Genomic DNA, 16361 nt, shown 5'->3' on the forward strand with positions numbered 1-16361 from the left:
GCCTCCCGGGACCGCCGGGGGCCTCCCGGCGCCTGCTGCAAAACGATGGCCCGGCCGGCGCTCCGGCTCCTATCCTCGCCGCATGACAGCTCCCGTACCCCCGGTGCTCGCCGAGCTCCCCGCCTACCCGCCCAAGCCCGCCCCCGGCGACCGCATCGCGGTCCTCTCCCCCTCCTCCGGTCTGGCGGGGATCCTCCCGCTGCCCTACGAGCTCGGGATCGAGCGGTTGCGGAAGGAGTTCGGGCTTGAGCCGGTGGAGTACCCGGCGACGCGGAAGATGGGGTCGACGCCACAGGAGCGGGCCGACGACCTGCACGCGGCGTTCGCCGATCCGACGGTGAAGGCGGTGATGGCGAGCATCGGCGGGGACGACCAGATCACCGTGCTGCCGCTGCTGGACCGGGAGTTGATCCGTGCGAACCCGAAGCCCTTCTTCGGTTTCAGCGACAACACGAACCTGCTGCTCGCCCTCCGTAACGTCGGCATCGTCGGCTACCACGGTGCCACCGTCATGACCGCGCTCGGCCGCCCGCACCGCCTCCACCCCCTGACCGCCGAATCGCTCCGCGCGGCACTGTTCACCCACGGCCCGTACGAGCTGCGCGCCGCCGACCGCTTCCGCGACACCGACGGCGACTGGGCGGACCCCGCCACCTTCGAGTCCGAGCCGGAGACGCAGCCCGGCGGCGGCTGGCTCTGGTACGGCCCGCAACGCGTGGTCGAGGGCCGGCTGTGGGGCGGCAACCTGGAGATCCTCTCCTGGCTGCTGATGGCCGACCGCGAGATCGCGCGCGACCCGGCCACGTACGACGGGAACGTCCTCTTCCTCGAAACCGACGAGGAACTCCCCACCGCGGAGGCGGTCTTCCGCATCCTGCGCAACATGGGCGAACGCGGCCTGCTCGCCCGTTTCCCCGCCCTGCTGATGGGCCGCCCCAAGACGTGGTCCATCGACTGCCGCAACTCCCTTGCGGAGCGGGAGCGCTACGCGACCGAGCAGCGCGAGGCGGTGCTGCGTGTCCTGGCCACGTACGCCCCGGAGATGGTCGTCGTCCTCGACGTGGACCTCGGCCACACGGACCCGCAGCTCGTCATTCCGTACGGCGGGGAGGTACGGGTCGACGGGCACGAGCGGCGGATCACAGTGACGTACTGACGGGCTGACGTACGCGGGCTCTGTGCGTCATCCGTCTCCGCCGCCTCATCCGTCTCCGCCGACGGGCCGCGCCTGTACGTACGCCGTGGGTGGCACGCCGACGCGGGTGGTGAAGTCGCGGACGAGGTGGGCCTGGTCGCTGTAGCCGAGTTCGGCTGCCAGGGCGGCCCAGTCCGGCGTGGCAGTGGTGCCCGCACGTTCCAGGGCTTCGTGGATGCGGTGGCGCAGGATGACCCACTTCGGACTGACACCCACGTACGCGGCGAACAGCCGCTGGACCTGGCGTACCGATACGCCCGCCGTTTCGGCGACCTCGTCGACGCGGCGGATCGACCGGTCCCCGCGGACACGGTCGGCCAGCGCCATGGCGCGCTCGGCCTGCGGGTCGGGTGCCGGGCCGAGGGCGAGGAGGAAGTCGTCGAGCGCGGCGACACGGGCGTCCTCCTCCTGCGGGTCGAGAACCGCGGCAGGTGTGGCGGCGAAACCGGGGAACACCTCGGGCAGAGGCACCCGCCGGCCGGTCAGCTCCGACACCGGCCGGCCCGGCAGGAACGGCCGGAAGCCACCCGGCCGGAACTGGATCCCGCACACCCGGCCGCGCCCCGCCAGCTTCTGGGTGAAGAGTTCCAGCCCGATGCCGGCGACCTCGCCGAAGGTCCCCGCAGCGAATTCGCCGGGCCGCCCGTACCGCTGGAAGACGATGTTCACGGACGGGTGCGGCACGACGTGCGACAGGAACGGCTCCGCCAGGTCCCAGTCGATCAGCCAGTAGTGCTCGACGTACGGTCGCAGCGGTTCGGCGGGCTCCCGGCGGCGGAAGTGGACGCGCGCGAAGAGTTCCGGTGCGTCGACGATGCCCCGGGTGTCGCGACGTGGCCCTGACATGCGCCCGATCCTATGTCGCGTTTCTTCAAGCCGTGGGGGGCCGGAGGCTCCTACTGTCGGGAGCATGACCGACAAAATCAGTGACCTGCTCGCAGTGGCCGCCGCGCATGCGGAACCCGTGGTGCGTGGCGTGGACGACGGACAGCTCGGCGCGCGCACACCGTGCGCCGAGTACGACGTACGGGAGCTGCTCAACCACCTGTTCCATGTCGTGGTCGGCTTCCAGGCGCTCGCGGCCGACAAGGAAGCGGACTTCTCCACCACACCGGACTATCTGCAGGAGGGCTGGCGCGACCGCTTCGCCGCGGAGACCGCGCTGCTCGTCGCGGCATGGGCGGCGCCGGGCGCCGACGAGGGCACCAAGGGAAGCATGAACCTGCCGGCGCGTACGGTCGGTTCGATGGCGCTCCTCGACCTGACCGTGCACGCCTGGGACCTCGCCCGCGCGACCGGCCAGGACTTCGCTCCGGATGAGGAGGGCGTCCGAGCGCTCGGCGCGCTGGTGACGCAGATGGGCCCGACGGCCCGGCAGATGAACGTGTTCGCCGATGCGTGCCCGGTACCGGAGGGGGCGACGCCGTTCGAGGAGCTGCTGGCGTCGACGGGTCGCCGTCCGGGCTGGGTGCCGAGCCGTCTCTGACCGGGTGGCGGCCCCGGCACACGCCGAAGCCGTGCAGAGCCGCGGGATGCACGCCGAAGCCGTGCACTCCCAGGCTCTGCACGCCGAAGCCCTCGTGCGCCGTGCGCCGAGGGCTTCGTACGGCGAAGGTGCCGTTACTTGTCCTTCTTCTCGGCGTTCATCTCCTTGATCCGCACCGTCTCCTTGCGGACCTCGGCCTGCGTGGCGCGCTCCTTCTGGAGCCACTCGGGGTTCTCGTCCTTGAGCGCGTCGATCTGCTCGGTGGTGAGCGCCTCGGTGACTCCGCCGCGGGCGAGGCCGGAGATGGAGATGCCGAGCTTGTTCGCGACGACCGGGCGGGGGTGCGGGCCGTTGGCGCGCAGGTCCTGGAGCCACTGGGGCGGCTCGGTCTGGAGCGTGGTCAGCTCGGTGCGCGAGACGACACCCTCCTGGAACTCGGCGGGGGTGGCCTCAAGGTACACACCCAGCTTCTTCGCCGCGGTGGCGGGCTTCATGGTCTGGGTGCTCTGGTGCGACGTCATGAGCCCAAGGGTATCGAGCATGTGCGCTACCGCTGACCACACGGCGAGCCGCCGACGGGCGACGGCCGCCCACATCGCTGCCGGCCGGCCACACCGCTGACGGCCCGCTCCGGCCACGGCCGGTAACCTGGCCCCCGTGACAGGCTCGGAAGCACCCTCCTCCCCCACCTCCCCGGCGGCACCTTCGCCCTCGTTCCGGCTCGCGTACGTCCCGGGCGTGACGCCCACCAAATGGGTGCGGATCTGGCACGAGCGGCTGCCCTACATCCCGCTGACCCTGGTTGCGGCGTCCCCGGCAGAGGCGTTCGACGTGCTGCGCGACGGCGGGGCCGACGCCGGTTTCGTACGGCTGCCGGTGGACCGTGCGGATCTCAGCGCGATCCCCCTCTACACCGAGACCTCGGTCGTCGTGATCCCCAAGGACCACGTCATCGCGGCCGTCGAGGAGATCACGGCGGAGGACCTCGCAGACGAGCTGGTCCTGCACCCGCTCGACGACACCCTCGACTGGGAACAGCTCCCGGGCCGGCCCGCGAACGAGCGTCCCGAGACCACCGCGGACGCGATCGAGCTGGTCGCGGCGGGCGTGGGCGTACTCGTCGTGCCGCAGTCCCTGGCCCGTCTGCACCACCGCAAGGACCTGACGTACCGGACGGTCACGGGCACCCCCGAGTCGCGTGTGGCGCTGTCGTGGGTGCAGACCGATTCGGGCGAGCCGCCGGAGCTGGTCGAGCACTTCATCGGGATCGTACGGGGCCGAACGGTCAACAGCACCCGCGGCCCGGCCCTGCCCCCGACGGGCCAGTCGAAGGGCAAGGGCGCGGCAGGCAAGGGAGCCGCAAAGGGCGGAGCACGGAAGCCCGCGGCCAAGAGCGCCCGGGGCGGCTCCGGCGGCGCGAAGGCCACCGGAAGCAAGACCGGCGGCGGCAAGGCCACCGCCAAGAACAGCAAGAACAACAAGGGCGGCGCCGCCAAGCGGGGCAAGCCCCGCAGGTAGGAGCTGCGGGGCGGCCGGTAGCCGCACGGCAGCGCCTCGACCGGCCGTCGCGCGGGAGCGTTTCGACCGATCGTCGCGCGGGACATCCCTGCCGACCGCCGCAAGGCAACGCCTCGACCGGTCGTCGCGCGATGCAATCTCGGCAAGTCGTCGCACGGGAGCGTCTGCGCCGGTCGTCGCGCGATGCAGTCTCGGCCGGTCGTCGCACGGCCTCGCCCGCCGGTCGTTGCGCAGCAACGTCCCGACCGGTCGTCGCGCGGCCCTGTCCGCCCGTCGTGACACGGCCCTGTCCGCCCGTCGGTGCGCAGGACCGCCCGCCGATCCCGCGCGGCCTCGCCCACCACTCGTCGCACAGAAACAGCCCCCGGTCGTCTCGCGGTCCCGCCCCCGGTCGGTGCGCAGGACCGCCCGCCGATCCCACGCGGGCCCCGCCCACCACTCGTCGTACAGGACCGACCGCCGGTCCTCGCGCCGTCCCGTCCGCCGGTCCGAGCGGGGCAGCCCCGTCCTGCGCGACCGGCGGCGGCGCGCGGGTCAGCCGCTGACCTGGATCAGGGCATGTGTGCCGGCCGTGCGCCAGCGCTGCCCGTGCTCCGTCACGAGCGCCTTCTCGGCGCCCTCCGCCAGCCCCACCAGTACGTCCGACTTCAGCGTGCGCAGTGCGGCCACCGGGCCGGGGAAGTACGCGGTGCGGTCCGCGAACGGCGTCGTAGCGGGCCACATCCGGTCACCGACCAGGCGCCGGTAGTTCAGGTCTCCCTTCATCAGCGTCACAGTGGCTTCGGCAAAGTCCTGCCGCAGATCGTCGGGCATGTCCTCGTACGGCAGCGGCGCACAGGAGAAGGGGTGCGCCCGTACCTCGATCCGGCCGCTCGCCATGTCGTCCCACAGCCGGTGCCCCGCCTCGCGCGCCGCTCCACCGGCTCCCCTCAGGTGCCGCAGGCAGTCCACGACGTCGGCGGTCGTCGCGTCGGAGACGAAGTAGGGGTACGGCTTGACGTGCAGGACGACGCGCTCGGCGCGGCCGTACCGCAGGAGGTGGTCGGCGAGGAGGAGGTCGGGGAGCAGTTCGCGGCCTGCGTTGTCGGCGACGAGACAGACGGTACGGGCGTGCGGCGTCCCGGCGGGCAGCGCACCGGCGGGCAGCAGCGCCCAGAGTGCTGCGGAGTCGTCCGCCACGAGCGCTTCGTCGGTACGTTGCCCGGCCGCGCCCGCGCCCATCAGGAAGCCCAGGTCCGCCCGGTTTCCCCAGAGCGAGCCGAGCAGCAGTGCCCGCGCCCGTTCCGCCTCCCGCTCCGGCGCCGGCTGCCCCAGCTGCCCCAGTGCGGCCAACTCCCCTCCCGTTTCAGGGGTGTCGAGTTCCGCACGCTTGAACGGGCCGAACGGGTCGACGCCCTGCCAGGGTCCCGCCTCGAAGTAACCGACGGCCCCCAGCAGCCGCCGGTAGAAGTAACTCTCCGCCCACAGGAACGGCACCTCGAACCACGACCGCCCCAGGTGCCCCTTCCCCCACACCTCCCACTGCTCCCGGTCCCGGTCGTCGCCCGGCGGAGGCGGCGCGATCACGCCGTGCGCCGTCTCCTCAAGGAGCGCGTCGAGTGCCCGGTGCTGCCCCGGCCCGTACGGAAACGCCCTGCGCACCCGCTCGATGAGCGCGGGATGCCGCTCGGCGAGCACGCTCCGGGCGAAGGATCCCGGCTCGTCGCACCGGATGACGGGCACCTCTGGAGAATCAACCATGCCTCGATTCTGCCTGCCGCGAGGACCTTGGGCCCTGTCGTCGGCCCTCACCCGAAGGTCGCCGCCTCCAGCACCACGAACAGCCCCACGGCCGCGTTGAGCGCCGACAGGGTGGAAGCCGCCGTCCCCGCCGCCGCGACGATCGCCGCGATTCCGGTCGAAGTGAGCGCGGAAGGCCAGCCGTTGGCGGGCGGGACCGGGCCGAGCAGGGCCGCCACCCGCCGGGGCACCGGGCCCGCTTCGGCGAAGGCCGCGAGTCCGGGAAAAGCGGTGCTCCTGGAGGTGGGGCGCGCGGCGAGAAGCGCGGCCTTGCCCACCGCGCGGGCCGTCGTACGGCGGTCCCCGGTCGCCCGCGCGGCCTCCTCGTCGGCCCACCGCTCGGTGCAGTAGCCGACGGCCCTGCGGAGCGGGCGCAGCAGGGGGTTCGCACAGCCGGCCAACTGGACGGCGAGCAGCAGCCGGTGGTGGCGTCCGGTGAGGTGGGCGCGTTCGTGCGCGAGAAGGGCGTGGCGTTCGGTGTCGGTGAGGGCGGCCATCATGCCGGTGGAGACGAGGATGCGGCCTCGCCGCCTGCCGGATGCACCGGACCTGTCGGATGCACCGGACCTGCGGGGCCTGCCGGACCTGCCGGGGAGCGCGTACGCGTACGGCTCGTCGTCGGTGAGGACCGCGACCTCGGACGAGGTACGAAGCCCGGCCAGGGCACGGTGGGCCCCGGCCCGGTAGCGGTAGTGCCGGTGAACGGTGACCGCGCAGGCCAGCAGGGCCAGCGCGAGTGCGCCGATGGACAACTTCCCGGCGATCTCGTCGTACGGAACGGCCTCGCGCACCGCGGGGTCCGACCAACTGTCGGGCAGCGGATTGCCGGGGAGCTGTGCGGTGCCGACGACGACGAGGAGGCCGAGGCAGACGGTGCTGCAGACGGCGAGGATGGCGGCGACGGCAGTGAGGAGCCGGGCGGCGGTACGCGGGTGGAGGTGCTGCTCGGCAAGTCGGGCCATGGGGAGAGCAGTGAGCGGCAGGATCAGCGGCAGGAAGACGAAAACACCCATCGGTCAGCGCTCCAGGCCTTCGGATCCGTCGGCACCGCTCTCACCCGACTCGCCGAACCCGCTCTCGCCGAGCAGAGTGCGCAACAGCCGCTCGTCGTCCGGCGAGAGCGCCGACACGAAACTGGAGAGCACCGCGTCACGGTCGTCCTCCTTGTCGAGCAGCTTGCGCATCCGCAGCGCGACCAGCCCCGCCCCGTCGGCCACCGGCGTCCATTCGAAGGACCGCCCGGAGCGCGTGCGGGTCACGGCACCCTTGTCGTACAGCCTGGTCAGGATGGTAATGACGGTGGTGTACGCGAGACCGCCGCCGAGCTGTTCCTGTACCCACGCGGCCGTCACCGGGCCCGGCGCGGACCCGAGCACCGACAGCACCTGCGTCTCCAGCTCACCCTGCCCGCGCCGACGGTCACGCGGACGCGCGCCCTCTTCCTCTGCCCCGCCGGCCTCTGCCCCGCCGACGTCCGAACGGTCTGTCATGCCCCGCTCCCTTCCCTCCCGCCTCCCGCTGACCTTTTGTCCGGCGGACATCCGGGCATCGTAACTACTCGCAGCTCACAGGCACGTGCCGGGCGAAGAACGCGCGCAACCGGCCCCGCACCGCTGGAACCGACCGTTCCGGCCGGATCACACCGACCATCGCGCACCGCTCCTCCCCCGTCATCATCCCGGCGGACTGCAACTGCGGCACGAGGGAGGCGTAGTCGGTGAACACCCAGTGGTGCGCGCCGTCGAGCCGGCGCACGGCCGTGCGGCCCTGCGGGTGGTCGAGCATCGCGGACCAGGACCGGTCGAGGCGCGCGTTGCGGAATCCGTCCGTCCCGAACAGCAGGAGGGGGCGGTCCACACCGTGCCGGCCGACCGGAAGCAGCTCCCCCTCCTCACCGGGCCGCTCCGCCGGCCAGTCCAGATAGCCCTCCAGATTGACCGCGGCACAGATCCGCCGGTCCTCGTACAGCGCCTCGGAAGCCGCGGTTCCGCCCGCCGAGTGCCCGTACACCCCCACTCGCCGCAGGTCCAGGGCCTGCCCCAGCCCGGCGGGCAACCGCCGACCCCCGGCATCCGGGTTCCGCCCGGTGTCCACCAGCGTCGTCAACTCGTCGAGTACGAAGCGGAGATCGGCGAGCCGCGCGGCAATCATCGACCGGAACACCTGTGGAACCTCCGGGGTCCCCGGCAGCGCGTACTCCCGTATCGACCCGTCCGGGAACTCGACGCCGCCCGGCTCCCCGGGGTGGTCGACGGTCACCACCACGTACCCGTGACTCGCCAGGTCCTCGGCCAGTGAGGTGCCGACGGTACGCGGATCCGCACCGCCCGGTGTGTACAGCAGCACCGGCCGCCGCCCCGGCAGCGCGGGCGCACCCGCGCGGGAGTGGGTCGCGGTGCCGGCCCAGTCCACCCCACTGTCCGGAAGCTCCTTGTGCCACTCCAGGGGGTCGAAGGCCGTGAATGCCGCTGCCGTACCGGGCGTCATCTGCGGCGCCACCGGAATGCCGTGCGTGGCACGGGCCGGGTAGAAGACCGTGACCATCAACTCCCGTACGGATCCGGCCTCGTCCCACGGGTCACGTCGCTGCCGGTCGACCAGGTGCAGGTCGACGACCCCGGTCCGGTACGGCCCGGTCGGCACGGGCAACCGTACGGTCAGGCTGCCCACGGCCCGTGCCCGTGCCTGTGCCCGTGCCTGTGCAATGCCGGCGCCGGGGCCGACGACCAGTGTCGAGGCGGCCAGCACGGCCGAAGTGATGACGGCCCGCCGGTTCACCCCGGCAGTCTCCTCGCCCGTACCTGTCTTCTTGTTGCGGGACATGGCTGTCTCCCTCTTCCTCCATGACGTCCTGTGACGCCGGTCCTTGCGCTGCTCGATGCCGCCCCTGAATGCTGGCGCGTGACGGCGGCGGAGACGAAGGTTGAGGCCCTGCCCGAAACGATGGCGCGGCGCTCGCAGAGACCTACGGGAGGGGAAGCCGGTGATCCGGATCCATTTCACGGCCGCCGACTTCGCCCAGGTCCGATTCGCACCCCGGCCGGCTCCGCTGCAGGAGCTGAACGCGGCGCTGATGACGATGTGCCGCCCCGATCAGGAGCTGCTCTTCGGCCGTTGGAGGCGCCGGGTGCTCCGGTCCTTGCCGGTCGCTGCCGAGCCGCTGGGCGACCTGGTCCCCGCGACCGAGGCTCCCCTCTTCCTCGACGTCTTCAGCGACACCCTGGACGAGGGGCTGGACACCGTGCGGGCTTCGCGGCCGGAGCTGGTCCGCTCCGAGATCGAGCGGGTGTACGCGGGGAGCCCGGCCCCGGCACCGCTGTGGATTCGGAGCCTCCACCGGGGTGACGCCGACGCCTGGCAGGTCCTGCGCCGTGCCCAGCACACGGCGTTCGAGACGGTCGTACGTCCCGTGTGGGGCCTGGTGCAGGACCTGCACCACACGGAGTTCACCCGCCATGCCGTGACCGTCGCCGAACACGGCATCGGTGCCGCGCTGGCCGCGCTCGTCGCCGGCGCCCGGCTGTGCGACGACGTCTGGGAGTTCGACGGTCCGGCGGGAGACTTCGTACTGCACGGGCGCGGTGTGCTGCTCCTGCCCACCTTCCACTGGACCGGCCGCCCCAGCGTTGCCGACCTGCCCGGCCATCCGCTGGCCGTGACCTATCCGGCAGGCCCGGGCCTGCCGCTCGCGCCGGACGGGGCGGGCCGTACGGACGACGCGTTGGCGGCGGTGCTCGGCCGGACCCGCCTCGACATTCTGTTCCGGCTCTCGGAGGAGCACACCACCAGCGGCCTCGCCCGACGGCTGGGCGTCAGCAACGCCACCGCTTCGGCCCACGCGACGGCACTGCGCGGTGCCGGGCTGATCACCTCGGTCCGCGCCGGGCGGGCGGTGCTCCACCTGCGCACACCGCTGGGGAGCCTGCTGGTTCAACGCCGTGCAGGGGCTCGGGAGCTGTCCGGGTAACCCCCTCGTGCGGCGCCCGGGCAGTCCTCCCGTACGGCAGCCCGCTTGTCCGCAGCCCGCTTGGTGGCAGCCCGTACCGCCGTGAGCTGGAGCAGCAGCGCGGCTGCCGCGAATCCGGCGGCCCAGAGCGGGAGCACGGATCCGCTCCAGCCGAAGGCGAAGGCCGCGCCGCCGAGGCCGGAGCCGATGGCGCTGCCGAGGTAGAGCGCGGACTCGTTGAGGGCGACGGCGACCGGGCCGCCCTGTTCGCCTCGGGCCGCCAGCAGATCGTTCTGCTGCGGTACTTGGAGTGCCCAGCCGACCGCGCCCCAGACCGCGATGGGTACGAGGGCGAGCAGCGGGGTGACCGGCGCGGCGAAGCGGAAGGCCAGCAGGGACACGACCAGGATCGCCAGGATGCCGACGACCAGGGTGGCGGGGCGGCGGACGCGGTCCACGAGCGAGCCGATGACGAGGGAGCCGATGACGCCGCCGAGGCCCCAGGCCCAGAGGTACGGGGTGATGTTCTCGACGCCGCCCATGGTGCCGGTGGCCATGACGGGGACGAAGTACGTGTAGAGGCCGAGGCTGGCGACGGCCGCGAGGAGCGAGACGCCGACGACGGAGGCGACGCGCGGATCGGTCACCACCTGGGCACGCCGGCGAAGGCTCACGGTCTCGGTGGCCGGAAGGTGCGGCAACCGTACGAGAAGTCCGGCGAGGGCGGCGAGGCCGATGGCGGTGACCAGCCACAGGGTGGCGCGCCAGCCGGTGTGCTGGGCGATGTAGACGCCGGCGGGGACGCCGATGACGGTGCCCGAGCTCATCCCGCCCATGATCACGGCGAGGGCGCGGCCCCGTCGTTCGCGGTCGACGAGCGAGGCGGCGGCGGAGGCCGCGAGCGCGAGGTAGAGACCGGCTCCGACACCGGCGAATGCCCGGGTGATCAAGAGCACGGGCAGCGAAGTGGCCAGCGCGGAACCCGCGTTGGCGAGGGCGAAGACCGCCAGGGAGACGAGCAGTCCGCTGCGTACGCGGGAGGCGGGGAGGAGGGTCGCGAAGACCGGGGAGGCGAGGGCGTACGCAAGGGTGAAGGCGGTGACCATTTGGCCGGTGGCGGAGACGGAGGAGCCGAAGTCGGTGGCTATGGAGGGGAGGAGGCCTGCGGTGACGTAGGCGTCGAGGCCCAGCGCGAAGGCGCCGAGGCCCAGCAGACAGACGAGGTTCACTGGCTCACCGATCGTAGATGTTCGTAGGTTGCAGTACATAGGAACATCCGGACAAGATCACCCCCGCACCGCATCCGGCAAGCAGTAACGGCCCTTTCCAGCCACCTCGGTGCTCCTGGACACCACCCGGTACACCTGGGAGCCACCTGTTGCACGTGGGCATCACCTGGTGCACCTGTGCACCACCCAGTACTCCGGGCATCACCCAGTACTCCGGACACCACCAGGCGCTCCTGGGCAGCTGTGCGATTCTTGGCGGGTGCGCCACTACTTCCACCCGGAGATCGAAGACGTCTGCCTGCCCGACGTCCTGTTCGCGCTGAGCGACGCCACCCGACTGGGCATCGCCGTCGCACTCGCGGACGGCCAGGAGCGCACGGCGGGCGAACTCGGCGGCAGCATCGCCAAGTCGACGATGACCCACCACCTCAAGATCCTCCGTGAAGCCGGCACCCTGCACGTCCGCTCGGAAGGCACCCGCTGCTACAACTCACTGCGCCTGGCGGAGCTGGAGGACCGCTTCCCCGGCCTGCTGGACCAGCTCCTCGCCTTCGCCGTGAGGTGCGGCTACACATCGGCGGACGCGCACCGCTGACCCTCCGTCTCTGCTTCCTCTTGACCTCAAGTCCGCTTGACGTCGCATCGTGAGCACCACACCAGGGACTCACGGACTGAGGTACTCACCATGCACGCGATACGACTGCACGCCTTCGGCCCCGCCACCAACCTGACGTACGAAGAGGTCCCTGTCCCGACCCCGGGCCCGGGACGGGTCCGTATCGAAGTGGAGGCGAGCGGTGTCCACTTCATCGAAACCACCCTCCGCCGGGGCCACGCCATCGGCCCGCACGAACCCCCGCCGCTCCCCCACTCCCCCGGCGCGGAGGTGGCCGGAACCGTGGCAGAAATCGGCCCCGGGGTGGACGCCGCATGGCTCGGACGGCGCGTGGTGGCACAGCTGGAATCGGACGGCGGCTACGCCGAACAGGCGATCGCCGCAGCCGACGACCTCCACCATCTCCCCGACCACCTGGACGCGGCCACCGCCGTGGCGATGATCACGACTGGAGCCACGGCCCAGGGCCTGCTGCACGCCGCCCGACTCACCGCGTCCGACGTCGTACTGGTGATGTCGGCGGCCGGTGGCGTGGGCAGCCTCCTGGTGCAGGAGGCACATCGCGTCGGGGCCACGGTGGTCGGAGTGGCCGGCGGCCCGGCCAAGGTGCGGCACGTCCGCGAACTCGGCGCCGACGTGGCGGTGGACTACCAAGACACCGACTGGCCGAATCAGGTCCACAACGCCCTGGCCGCACTGCCCAAGGGCGCGCACCACGACACCGTGACCGTGGTCTTCGACGGCGTCGGCGGCACCGCCGGCCGCGCCGCGCTCGAACTCCTGGGCCCCGGAGGCCGCTTCCTCCTGCACGGCTGGGCCTCCGGCACACCGACCGCCCTCACCACCGCCGACCTCGTCGAACGCGGTCTCACCGCCACCTGGGCCCTCGGCCCGGCCATGCTTCCGCCCGGCGGCCACCGCGAACTCCAGTCCCGCGCCCTGCACCGCGCGGCCACCACGGGTCTCATCCCGCTCCTCAGCCACTTCCCCCTCTCCAAGGCCGCCGAGGCGCACGCCGCTCTGGAGTCACGCAGAGCCATGGGCAAGGTGGTCCTGCTGCCGCGGGGATGACTCGGCACGACGAGGGTGACACTGCGGGGCGGACGTGACGCTGCGCGGCGGAGGTGACCGGAACCGCGTGCGGGTGGCTAGAGCAACGCAGGCGCCAGCTCACGCCACTCGCGGTCCGGGAACGCGGCCGGGTCCGCCGTAAGGACCTGCAGACACACATGGTCGGCGCCCGCGTCGAGGTGCTCGCGCACCCGGCGGCGGATCGCCTCCTCGTCGCCGTACACCACGATCGCGTCCACCAGGCGGCGGCTCGGCCCGCCGTTCGGACCGCCGGTGAAGTCCGCGTCGTCGAAGCCGAGGCGGCGCAGGCTGGCCTGCTGGTGCGGGGCCGCGCTCGCGTAGAAACCGACGTGTGCGGTGGCGACTTCGCGGGCACGCGCGAGATCGGTGTCCAGGACGACGGCCTGTTCCACGCCCAGGAAGGCGTCCGGACCCATGGCCTCGCGGGCACGCACGGTGTGTTCGACGGGTACGAAGTAGGGGTGCGCACCCCAGGCACGGGTCGCGGCGAGCTCCAGCAGGCGCGGACCGAGCGCGGCCAGCAACCGGCGCGGGGCCGGGTCTGCGGCCGGGCTGCCGACGGGTGCCACGTCCATCGCGTCGAGGTAGGCGCGCATCGCAGCCAACGGCCCGCCGCGCCGGGGACCCTTGCCGCCGTCCCCGCCTTCCTCCCCCGCGCCCTCCAACAGCACGGTGGTGTCGACCCGGTGGCCGCCCAGCCCGAGCACGTACCGTCCGGGAAATGCCTCGCCGAGGGTACGGGCCGCACTCGCCGTCGCGATGGGGTCGCGGCGTTCGATGCTGGCGATGCCCGAGGCGACGGTGATGCGCCGGGTCGCGGACAACAGCAGCCACGCCTGTCCGACGGTGTCCCGGCCGAACGCCTCCCCGTACCAGATCGCCCCGTACCCCAACTCCTCGATTTCGGCGGCTGCTTCACGTACCAGGCCGGCGGGCCGGCCGTCGAAGGCGAAGGTCCAGATCCCGACCCGGCCCAGCTCGGTGCGTACACCGGCGTCTGTCATCCATGTCTCCCTGAAAGAGCGCCGCAAAGTCGCAGAACGCAGCAATACTTTCCGGAGAGGTTCTCCGGTTAGCTGCCCGCTACGATACGGAGAGGCTCTCCGCTTGACCAGCCCTCTCAACTCCCCAGCAGGACAGGACCCCTCAGCGATGACACCCCACCCGCGCCGTACGGACGCACGCCTCAACCGGGAGCGACTGGTGACGGCCGCGCAGGAGGTGTTCGCCGAGGCGGGACCCGAGGCGTCGCTCAACGAGATCGCCCGTCGGGCGGGGGTGGGGCCCGGGACCCTCTACCGCAATTTCCCCAACCGCCAGGCCCTGCTGGCGGCAGTCCTCCAGGAGCGGGTCGAGCGGCTGTGCGCGCTCTCGGACGACCTGCTCGGCTCGGAATCAGCCGACGACGCACTGGAGGAGTGGCTGTACGCCTTCATGGAGCATGCCCGTCTCAACCAGGGCATGGGCAGCGCCCTCCTCCTCGAAGAGGACGCGGCGATCCGCGAGCGGGACACGGCGGCCCTCCGCAAGGGGGACGCGGCAGCCCTCACCGAGGGCGATCCGGCCCTTGACGAAGATGCGGCACCCGGGCCGCCGGGCATCGACTGCCACCGCATGATCCAGGACGCGACCCAGGCACTCCTCGCGCGCGCCCAGCAACAGGGCACGGCGCGCGCGGACCTCTCCTCCGACGACCTCGTGCCGCTCGTCGTCGGCATCGCCCTGTCCACGGCCCGCAGCAGCGCCCGGCAGAACGAGGACCAGCCCCGGCGCCTACTGGGGTTCGTCCTGGACGCCGTGCACAGGAGCAGCCGACGGAAGTGACACCCGCTACACCCCCCGCTCGCCCTCGGCCTGCCCGCCTGCTGCCTGCTCGGCCCCGTCCCCGCCTCCGGACTCCCCCATCGGGAACATGATCGGGCTGAGCAAGTGCTGCGTACGGTCCGGAGCCGGGCCGTACTGCATGCGGGGCGCGATCGCGGCACGCAGATCTCCGATCAGACCGGTGAGTTCCTCACGGCTGAGCCAGATTGCGTGCTGCCGGAATCCCACCAGGTCAGCGGCCGGGTCCGCGTCGTCCCGGTCGAGGTAGGCGCCGAACTCGGCGAGCAGGACGGCCGTCGCCGCGGCGAATCCCCTGCGGTAGTCCTCCGTCGAGAGCCGCGCGGCGGGATCGGCCGGATCGTCGGCGATCACCGCGCGCTCCCCGCGCAGCCGGAAGGTGCGCTCCACCGCGCCCCGTACCCGCTGCTCGCTCTCCACCTCCAGGACGCCCGCATCGGCAAGGAGGGCGATGTGCCGGTAGGCGCTGGTCTTGGAGACGTCCGGCATGCGTGCGCAGAGCTGAGCGGTCGTCATCAGGTGACCGCCGGAAAGCGCGTGCACGACGCGGAGCCGCACGGGGTGCAGAAGCAGATCGGTCGTATCCATGACCGGATGTTCCCACAGCTGGTACCTTTCCCAAAGTTGGGAACGATGACGGACAGCACCGTCACGAACACCGGGGAGCCGCAATGCAGAGTCAACTTCCGCCGCTGGGGCGGATGTACGAGGTCGGAGCAAACAGCAACAGGACGGAGGGACGGCAACTGATGCTCCACCGGTCCGGTTCCGGCGGCCCTGCCGTGGTGCTGCTGCCGGGAGCGGGCCTGGTCGGCCTGGACTTTCTCAATATCCAGTCCGGAGCGGCGGAGTTCACGACGAGCGTGCTGTACGACCGGGCGGGCACGGGCTGGAGCGCCCCGGCCACCCTGCCTCGCACCCCCACCGAAGTGGTCGACGAACTGCGCGAACTGCTGCGCGCCGCCGGAATATCCGGCCCGTATCTCCTGGTGGGGCACTCCCTGGGCGCGTTCTACGCACGCCGCTACGCGCAGCGCTTCCCCGACGAGGTGGCGGGACTGCTCCTGCTGGACCCCGGCCACGAGGACATACTCGCGTACCTGCCGGAGGAGGTCGTGGAGATGCGCGACCGCCTGAAGCTCGACCCGGAGACCCTGCCGGACAGCCTGACGGACGAGCAGGTCCGACTGGCGCGCGAGCAGTGGGCGCAGCTGTACGCGCAGTGGCCGGCCGAGGTGCGCGAGCAGCTCGTCGAGCACAATCTGGCGTCCTGGCGCACCTCCCTCGCGGAGGACCTGAACTTCGAGACCGAGGTGTTCGAGGAACTGCGGGGCGGCGGCCCCCTGCCCGACGTACCGCTGACAGTGCTCACGGCAGGCGGGACCAACCCGTACTGGGCGAAGTTCATGCCGGAGGATTTGCTGCAAGGGGCACACGACGGTCTGCATGCCCTGCACGCGGCCATGGCCGCGGCCGTCCCCCGGGGCGAGCACCGCGAGATCGCGGGCGCCTCGCACCAGTACCTCCACATCGAGCGTGGGGACGCGGTCCTCGATGCGCTTCGAAAGCTGCACGCCGCAGCGTGAACCCTCGACAGGTACGCCCCGGCTGCCAGTCGGCATCACCGAACAGCGGACAGCGGGCAGCACCAGACGAGG

The 16361-nt window shown here is 72.0% G+C and carries 17 protein-coding genes; 8 read left to right on the forward strand and 9 right to left on the reverse strand.

What is annotated here, in order from left to right; all coding sequences use genetic code 11:
* The first annotated feature begins 82 nt into the window (after positions 1 to 82).
* Complete coding sequence (locus tag ACWGIG_RS00360; protein WP_453319208.1) at positions 83 to 1156, forward strand: S66 family peptidase; 1074 nt, start codon at positions 83 to 85, stop codon at positions 1154 to 1156.
* 45 nt (positions 1157 to 1201) lie between these two features.
* On the opposite strand, the gene ACWGIG_RS00365 is transcribed toward ACWGIG_RS00360, so the two are convergent.
* Complete coding sequence (locus ACWGIG_RS00365) at positions 1202 to 2041, reverse strand: AraC family transcriptional regulator (RefSeq protein ID WP_453319209.1); 840 nt, start codon at positions 2039 to 2041, stop codon at positions 1202 to 1204.
* 64 nt (positions 2042 to 2105) lie between these two features.
* Between ACWGIG_RS00365 and ACWGIG_RS00370 the strand changes: the two genes are divergently transcribed.
* On the forward strand, positions 2106 to 2681 hold the full coding sequence (locus ACWGIG_RS00370; RefSeq protein WP_453319210.1) for a TIGR03086 family metal-binding protein: 576 nt from the start codon (positions 2106 to 2108) through the stop codon (positions 2679 to 2681).
* A 134-nt stretch (positions 2682 to 2815) separates the two neighbouring features.
* Here ACWGIG_RS00370 and ACWGIG_RS00375 read toward each other — a convergent pair whose 3' ends face one another.
* Positions 2816 to 3202, reverse strand: coding sequence for a DUF5997 family protein (locus tag ACWGIG_RS00375; RefSeq protein ID WP_453319211.1), 387 nt, complete (start codon positions 3200 to 3202; stop codon positions 2816 to 2818).
* 136 nt (positions 3203 to 3338) lie between these two features.
* Between ACWGIG_RS00375 and ACWGIG_RS00380 the strand changes: the two genes are divergently transcribed.
* Entirely contained in the window at positions 3339 to 4199 is an 861-nt protein-coding gene (locus ACWGIG_RS00380; protein ID WP_453319212.1) for a substrate-binding domain-containing protein, read from the forward strand.
* A 534-nt stretch (positions 4200 to 4733) separates the two neighbouring features.
* Here the strand turns inward: ACWGIG_RS00380 and ACWGIG_RS00385 are convergent.
* The 4 genes from ACWGIG_RS00385 to ACWGIG_RS00400 form a co-directional block, all read right to left on the reverse strand.
* Complete coding sequence (locus ACWGIG_RS00385) at positions 4734 to 5939, reverse strand: damage-control phosphatase ARMT1 family protein (protein WP_453319213.1); 1206 nt, start codon at positions 5937 to 5939, stop codon at positions 4734 to 4736.
* A 47-nt stretch (positions 5940 to 5986) separates the two neighbouring features.
* Positions 5987 to 6991, reverse strand: coding sequence for a M56 family metallopeptidase (locus ACWGIG_RS00390; protein ID WP_453319214.1), 1005 nt, complete (start codon positions 6989 to 6991; stop codon positions 5987 to 5989).
* A gap of 3 nt (positions 6992 to 6994) precedes the next feature.
* A complete protein-coding gene (locus ACWGIG_RS00395) occupies positions 6995 to 7468 on the reverse strand; it encodes a BlaI/MecI/CopY family transcriptional regulator (protein WP_453319215.1) in 474 nt (157 codons plus the stop codon).
* 64 nt (positions 7469 to 7532) lie between these two features.
* Complete coding sequence (locus ACWGIG_RS00400; protein ID WP_453319216.1) at positions 7533 to 8801, reverse strand: alpha/beta hydrolase family protein; 1269 nt, start codon at positions 8799 to 8801, stop codon at positions 7533 to 7535.
* Positions 8802 to 8961: 160 nt separating this feature from the next.
* On the opposite strand from ACWGIG_RS00400, the gene ACWGIG_RS00405 reads away from it, so the two are divergent.
* A complete protein-coding gene (locus ACWGIG_RS00405; RefSeq protein WP_453319217.1) occupies positions 8962 to 9945 on the forward strand; it encodes an ArsR/SmtB family transcription factor in 984 nt (327 codons plus the stop codon).
* On the opposite strand, the gene ACWGIG_RS00410 is transcribed toward ACWGIG_RS00405, so the two are convergent.
* Positions 9909 to 11153 carry an MFS transporter gene (locus ACWGIG_RS00410; protein ID WP_453319218.1) on the reverse strand — a complete coding sequence of 415 codons (1245 nt, stop codon included), beginning with the start codon at positions 11151 to 11153 and terminating at the stop codon, positions 9909 to 9911. The genes ACWGIG_RS00405 and ACWGIG_RS00410 overlap by 37 nt on opposite strands.
* A gap of 259 nt (positions 11154 to 11412) precedes the next feature.
* On the opposite strand from ACWGIG_RS00410, the gene ACWGIG_RS00415 reads away from it, so the two are divergent.
* Positions 11413 to 11748 carry an ArsR/SmtB family transcription factor gene (locus tag ACWGIG_RS00415; protein WP_398408204.1) on the forward strand — a complete coding sequence of 112 codons (336 nt, stop codon included), beginning with the start codon at positions 11413 to 11415 and terminating at the stop codon, positions 11746 to 11748.
* Positions 11749 to 11838: 90 nt separating this feature from the next.
* Entirely contained in the window at positions 11839 to 12840 is a 1002-nt protein-coding gene (locus ACWGIG_RS00420; RefSeq protein WP_453319219.1) for a zinc-binding dehydrogenase, read from the forward strand.
* A 77-nt stretch (positions 12841 to 12917) separates the two neighbouring features.
* Here the strand turns inward: ACWGIG_RS00420 and ACWGIG_RS00425 are convergent, their stop codons facing one another.
* Positions 12918 to 13865 carry a TIGR03620 family F420-dependent LLM class oxidoreductase gene (locus ACWGIG_RS00425; protein WP_453319220.1) on the reverse strand — a complete coding sequence of 316 codons (948 nt, stop codon included), beginning with the start codon at positions 13863 to 13865 and terminating at the stop codon, positions 12918 to 12920.
* Positions 13866 to 14013: 148 nt separating this feature from the next.
* Here ACWGIG_RS00425 and ACWGIG_RS00430 point away from each other — a divergent pair, with 148 nt between their 5' ends.
* Positions 14014 to 14685: a TetR/AcrR family transcriptional regulator gene (locus ACWGIG_RS00430; RefSeq protein WP_453319221.1), complete on the forward strand. Its 672-nt coding sequence runs from the start codon at positions 14014 to 14016 to the stop codon at positions 14683 to 14685.
* Between the two features lie 6 nt (positions 14686 to 14691).
* Here ACWGIG_RS00430 and ACWGIG_RS00435 read toward each other — a convergent pair whose 3' ends face one another.
* On the reverse strand, positions 14692 to 15291 hold the full coding sequence (locus ACWGIG_RS00435; RefSeq protein WP_453319222.1) for a helix-turn-helix domain-containing protein: 600 nt from the start codon (positions 15289 to 15291) through the stop codon (positions 14692 to 14694).
* 83 nt (positions 15292 to 15374) lie between these two features.
* Here ACWGIG_RS00435 and ACWGIG_RS00440 point away from each other — a divergent pair, with 83 nt between their 5' ends.
* Positions 15375 to 16289: an alpha/beta fold hydrolase gene (locus ACWGIG_RS00440; RefSeq protein WP_453319223.1), complete on the forward strand. Its 915-nt coding sequence runs from the start codon at positions 15375 to 15377 to the stop codon at positions 16287 to 16289.
* The last annotated feature ends 72 nt before the right edge of the window (positions 16290 to 16361 follow it).

The organism is Streptomyces sp. NPDC054863, from assembly GCF_053610825.1.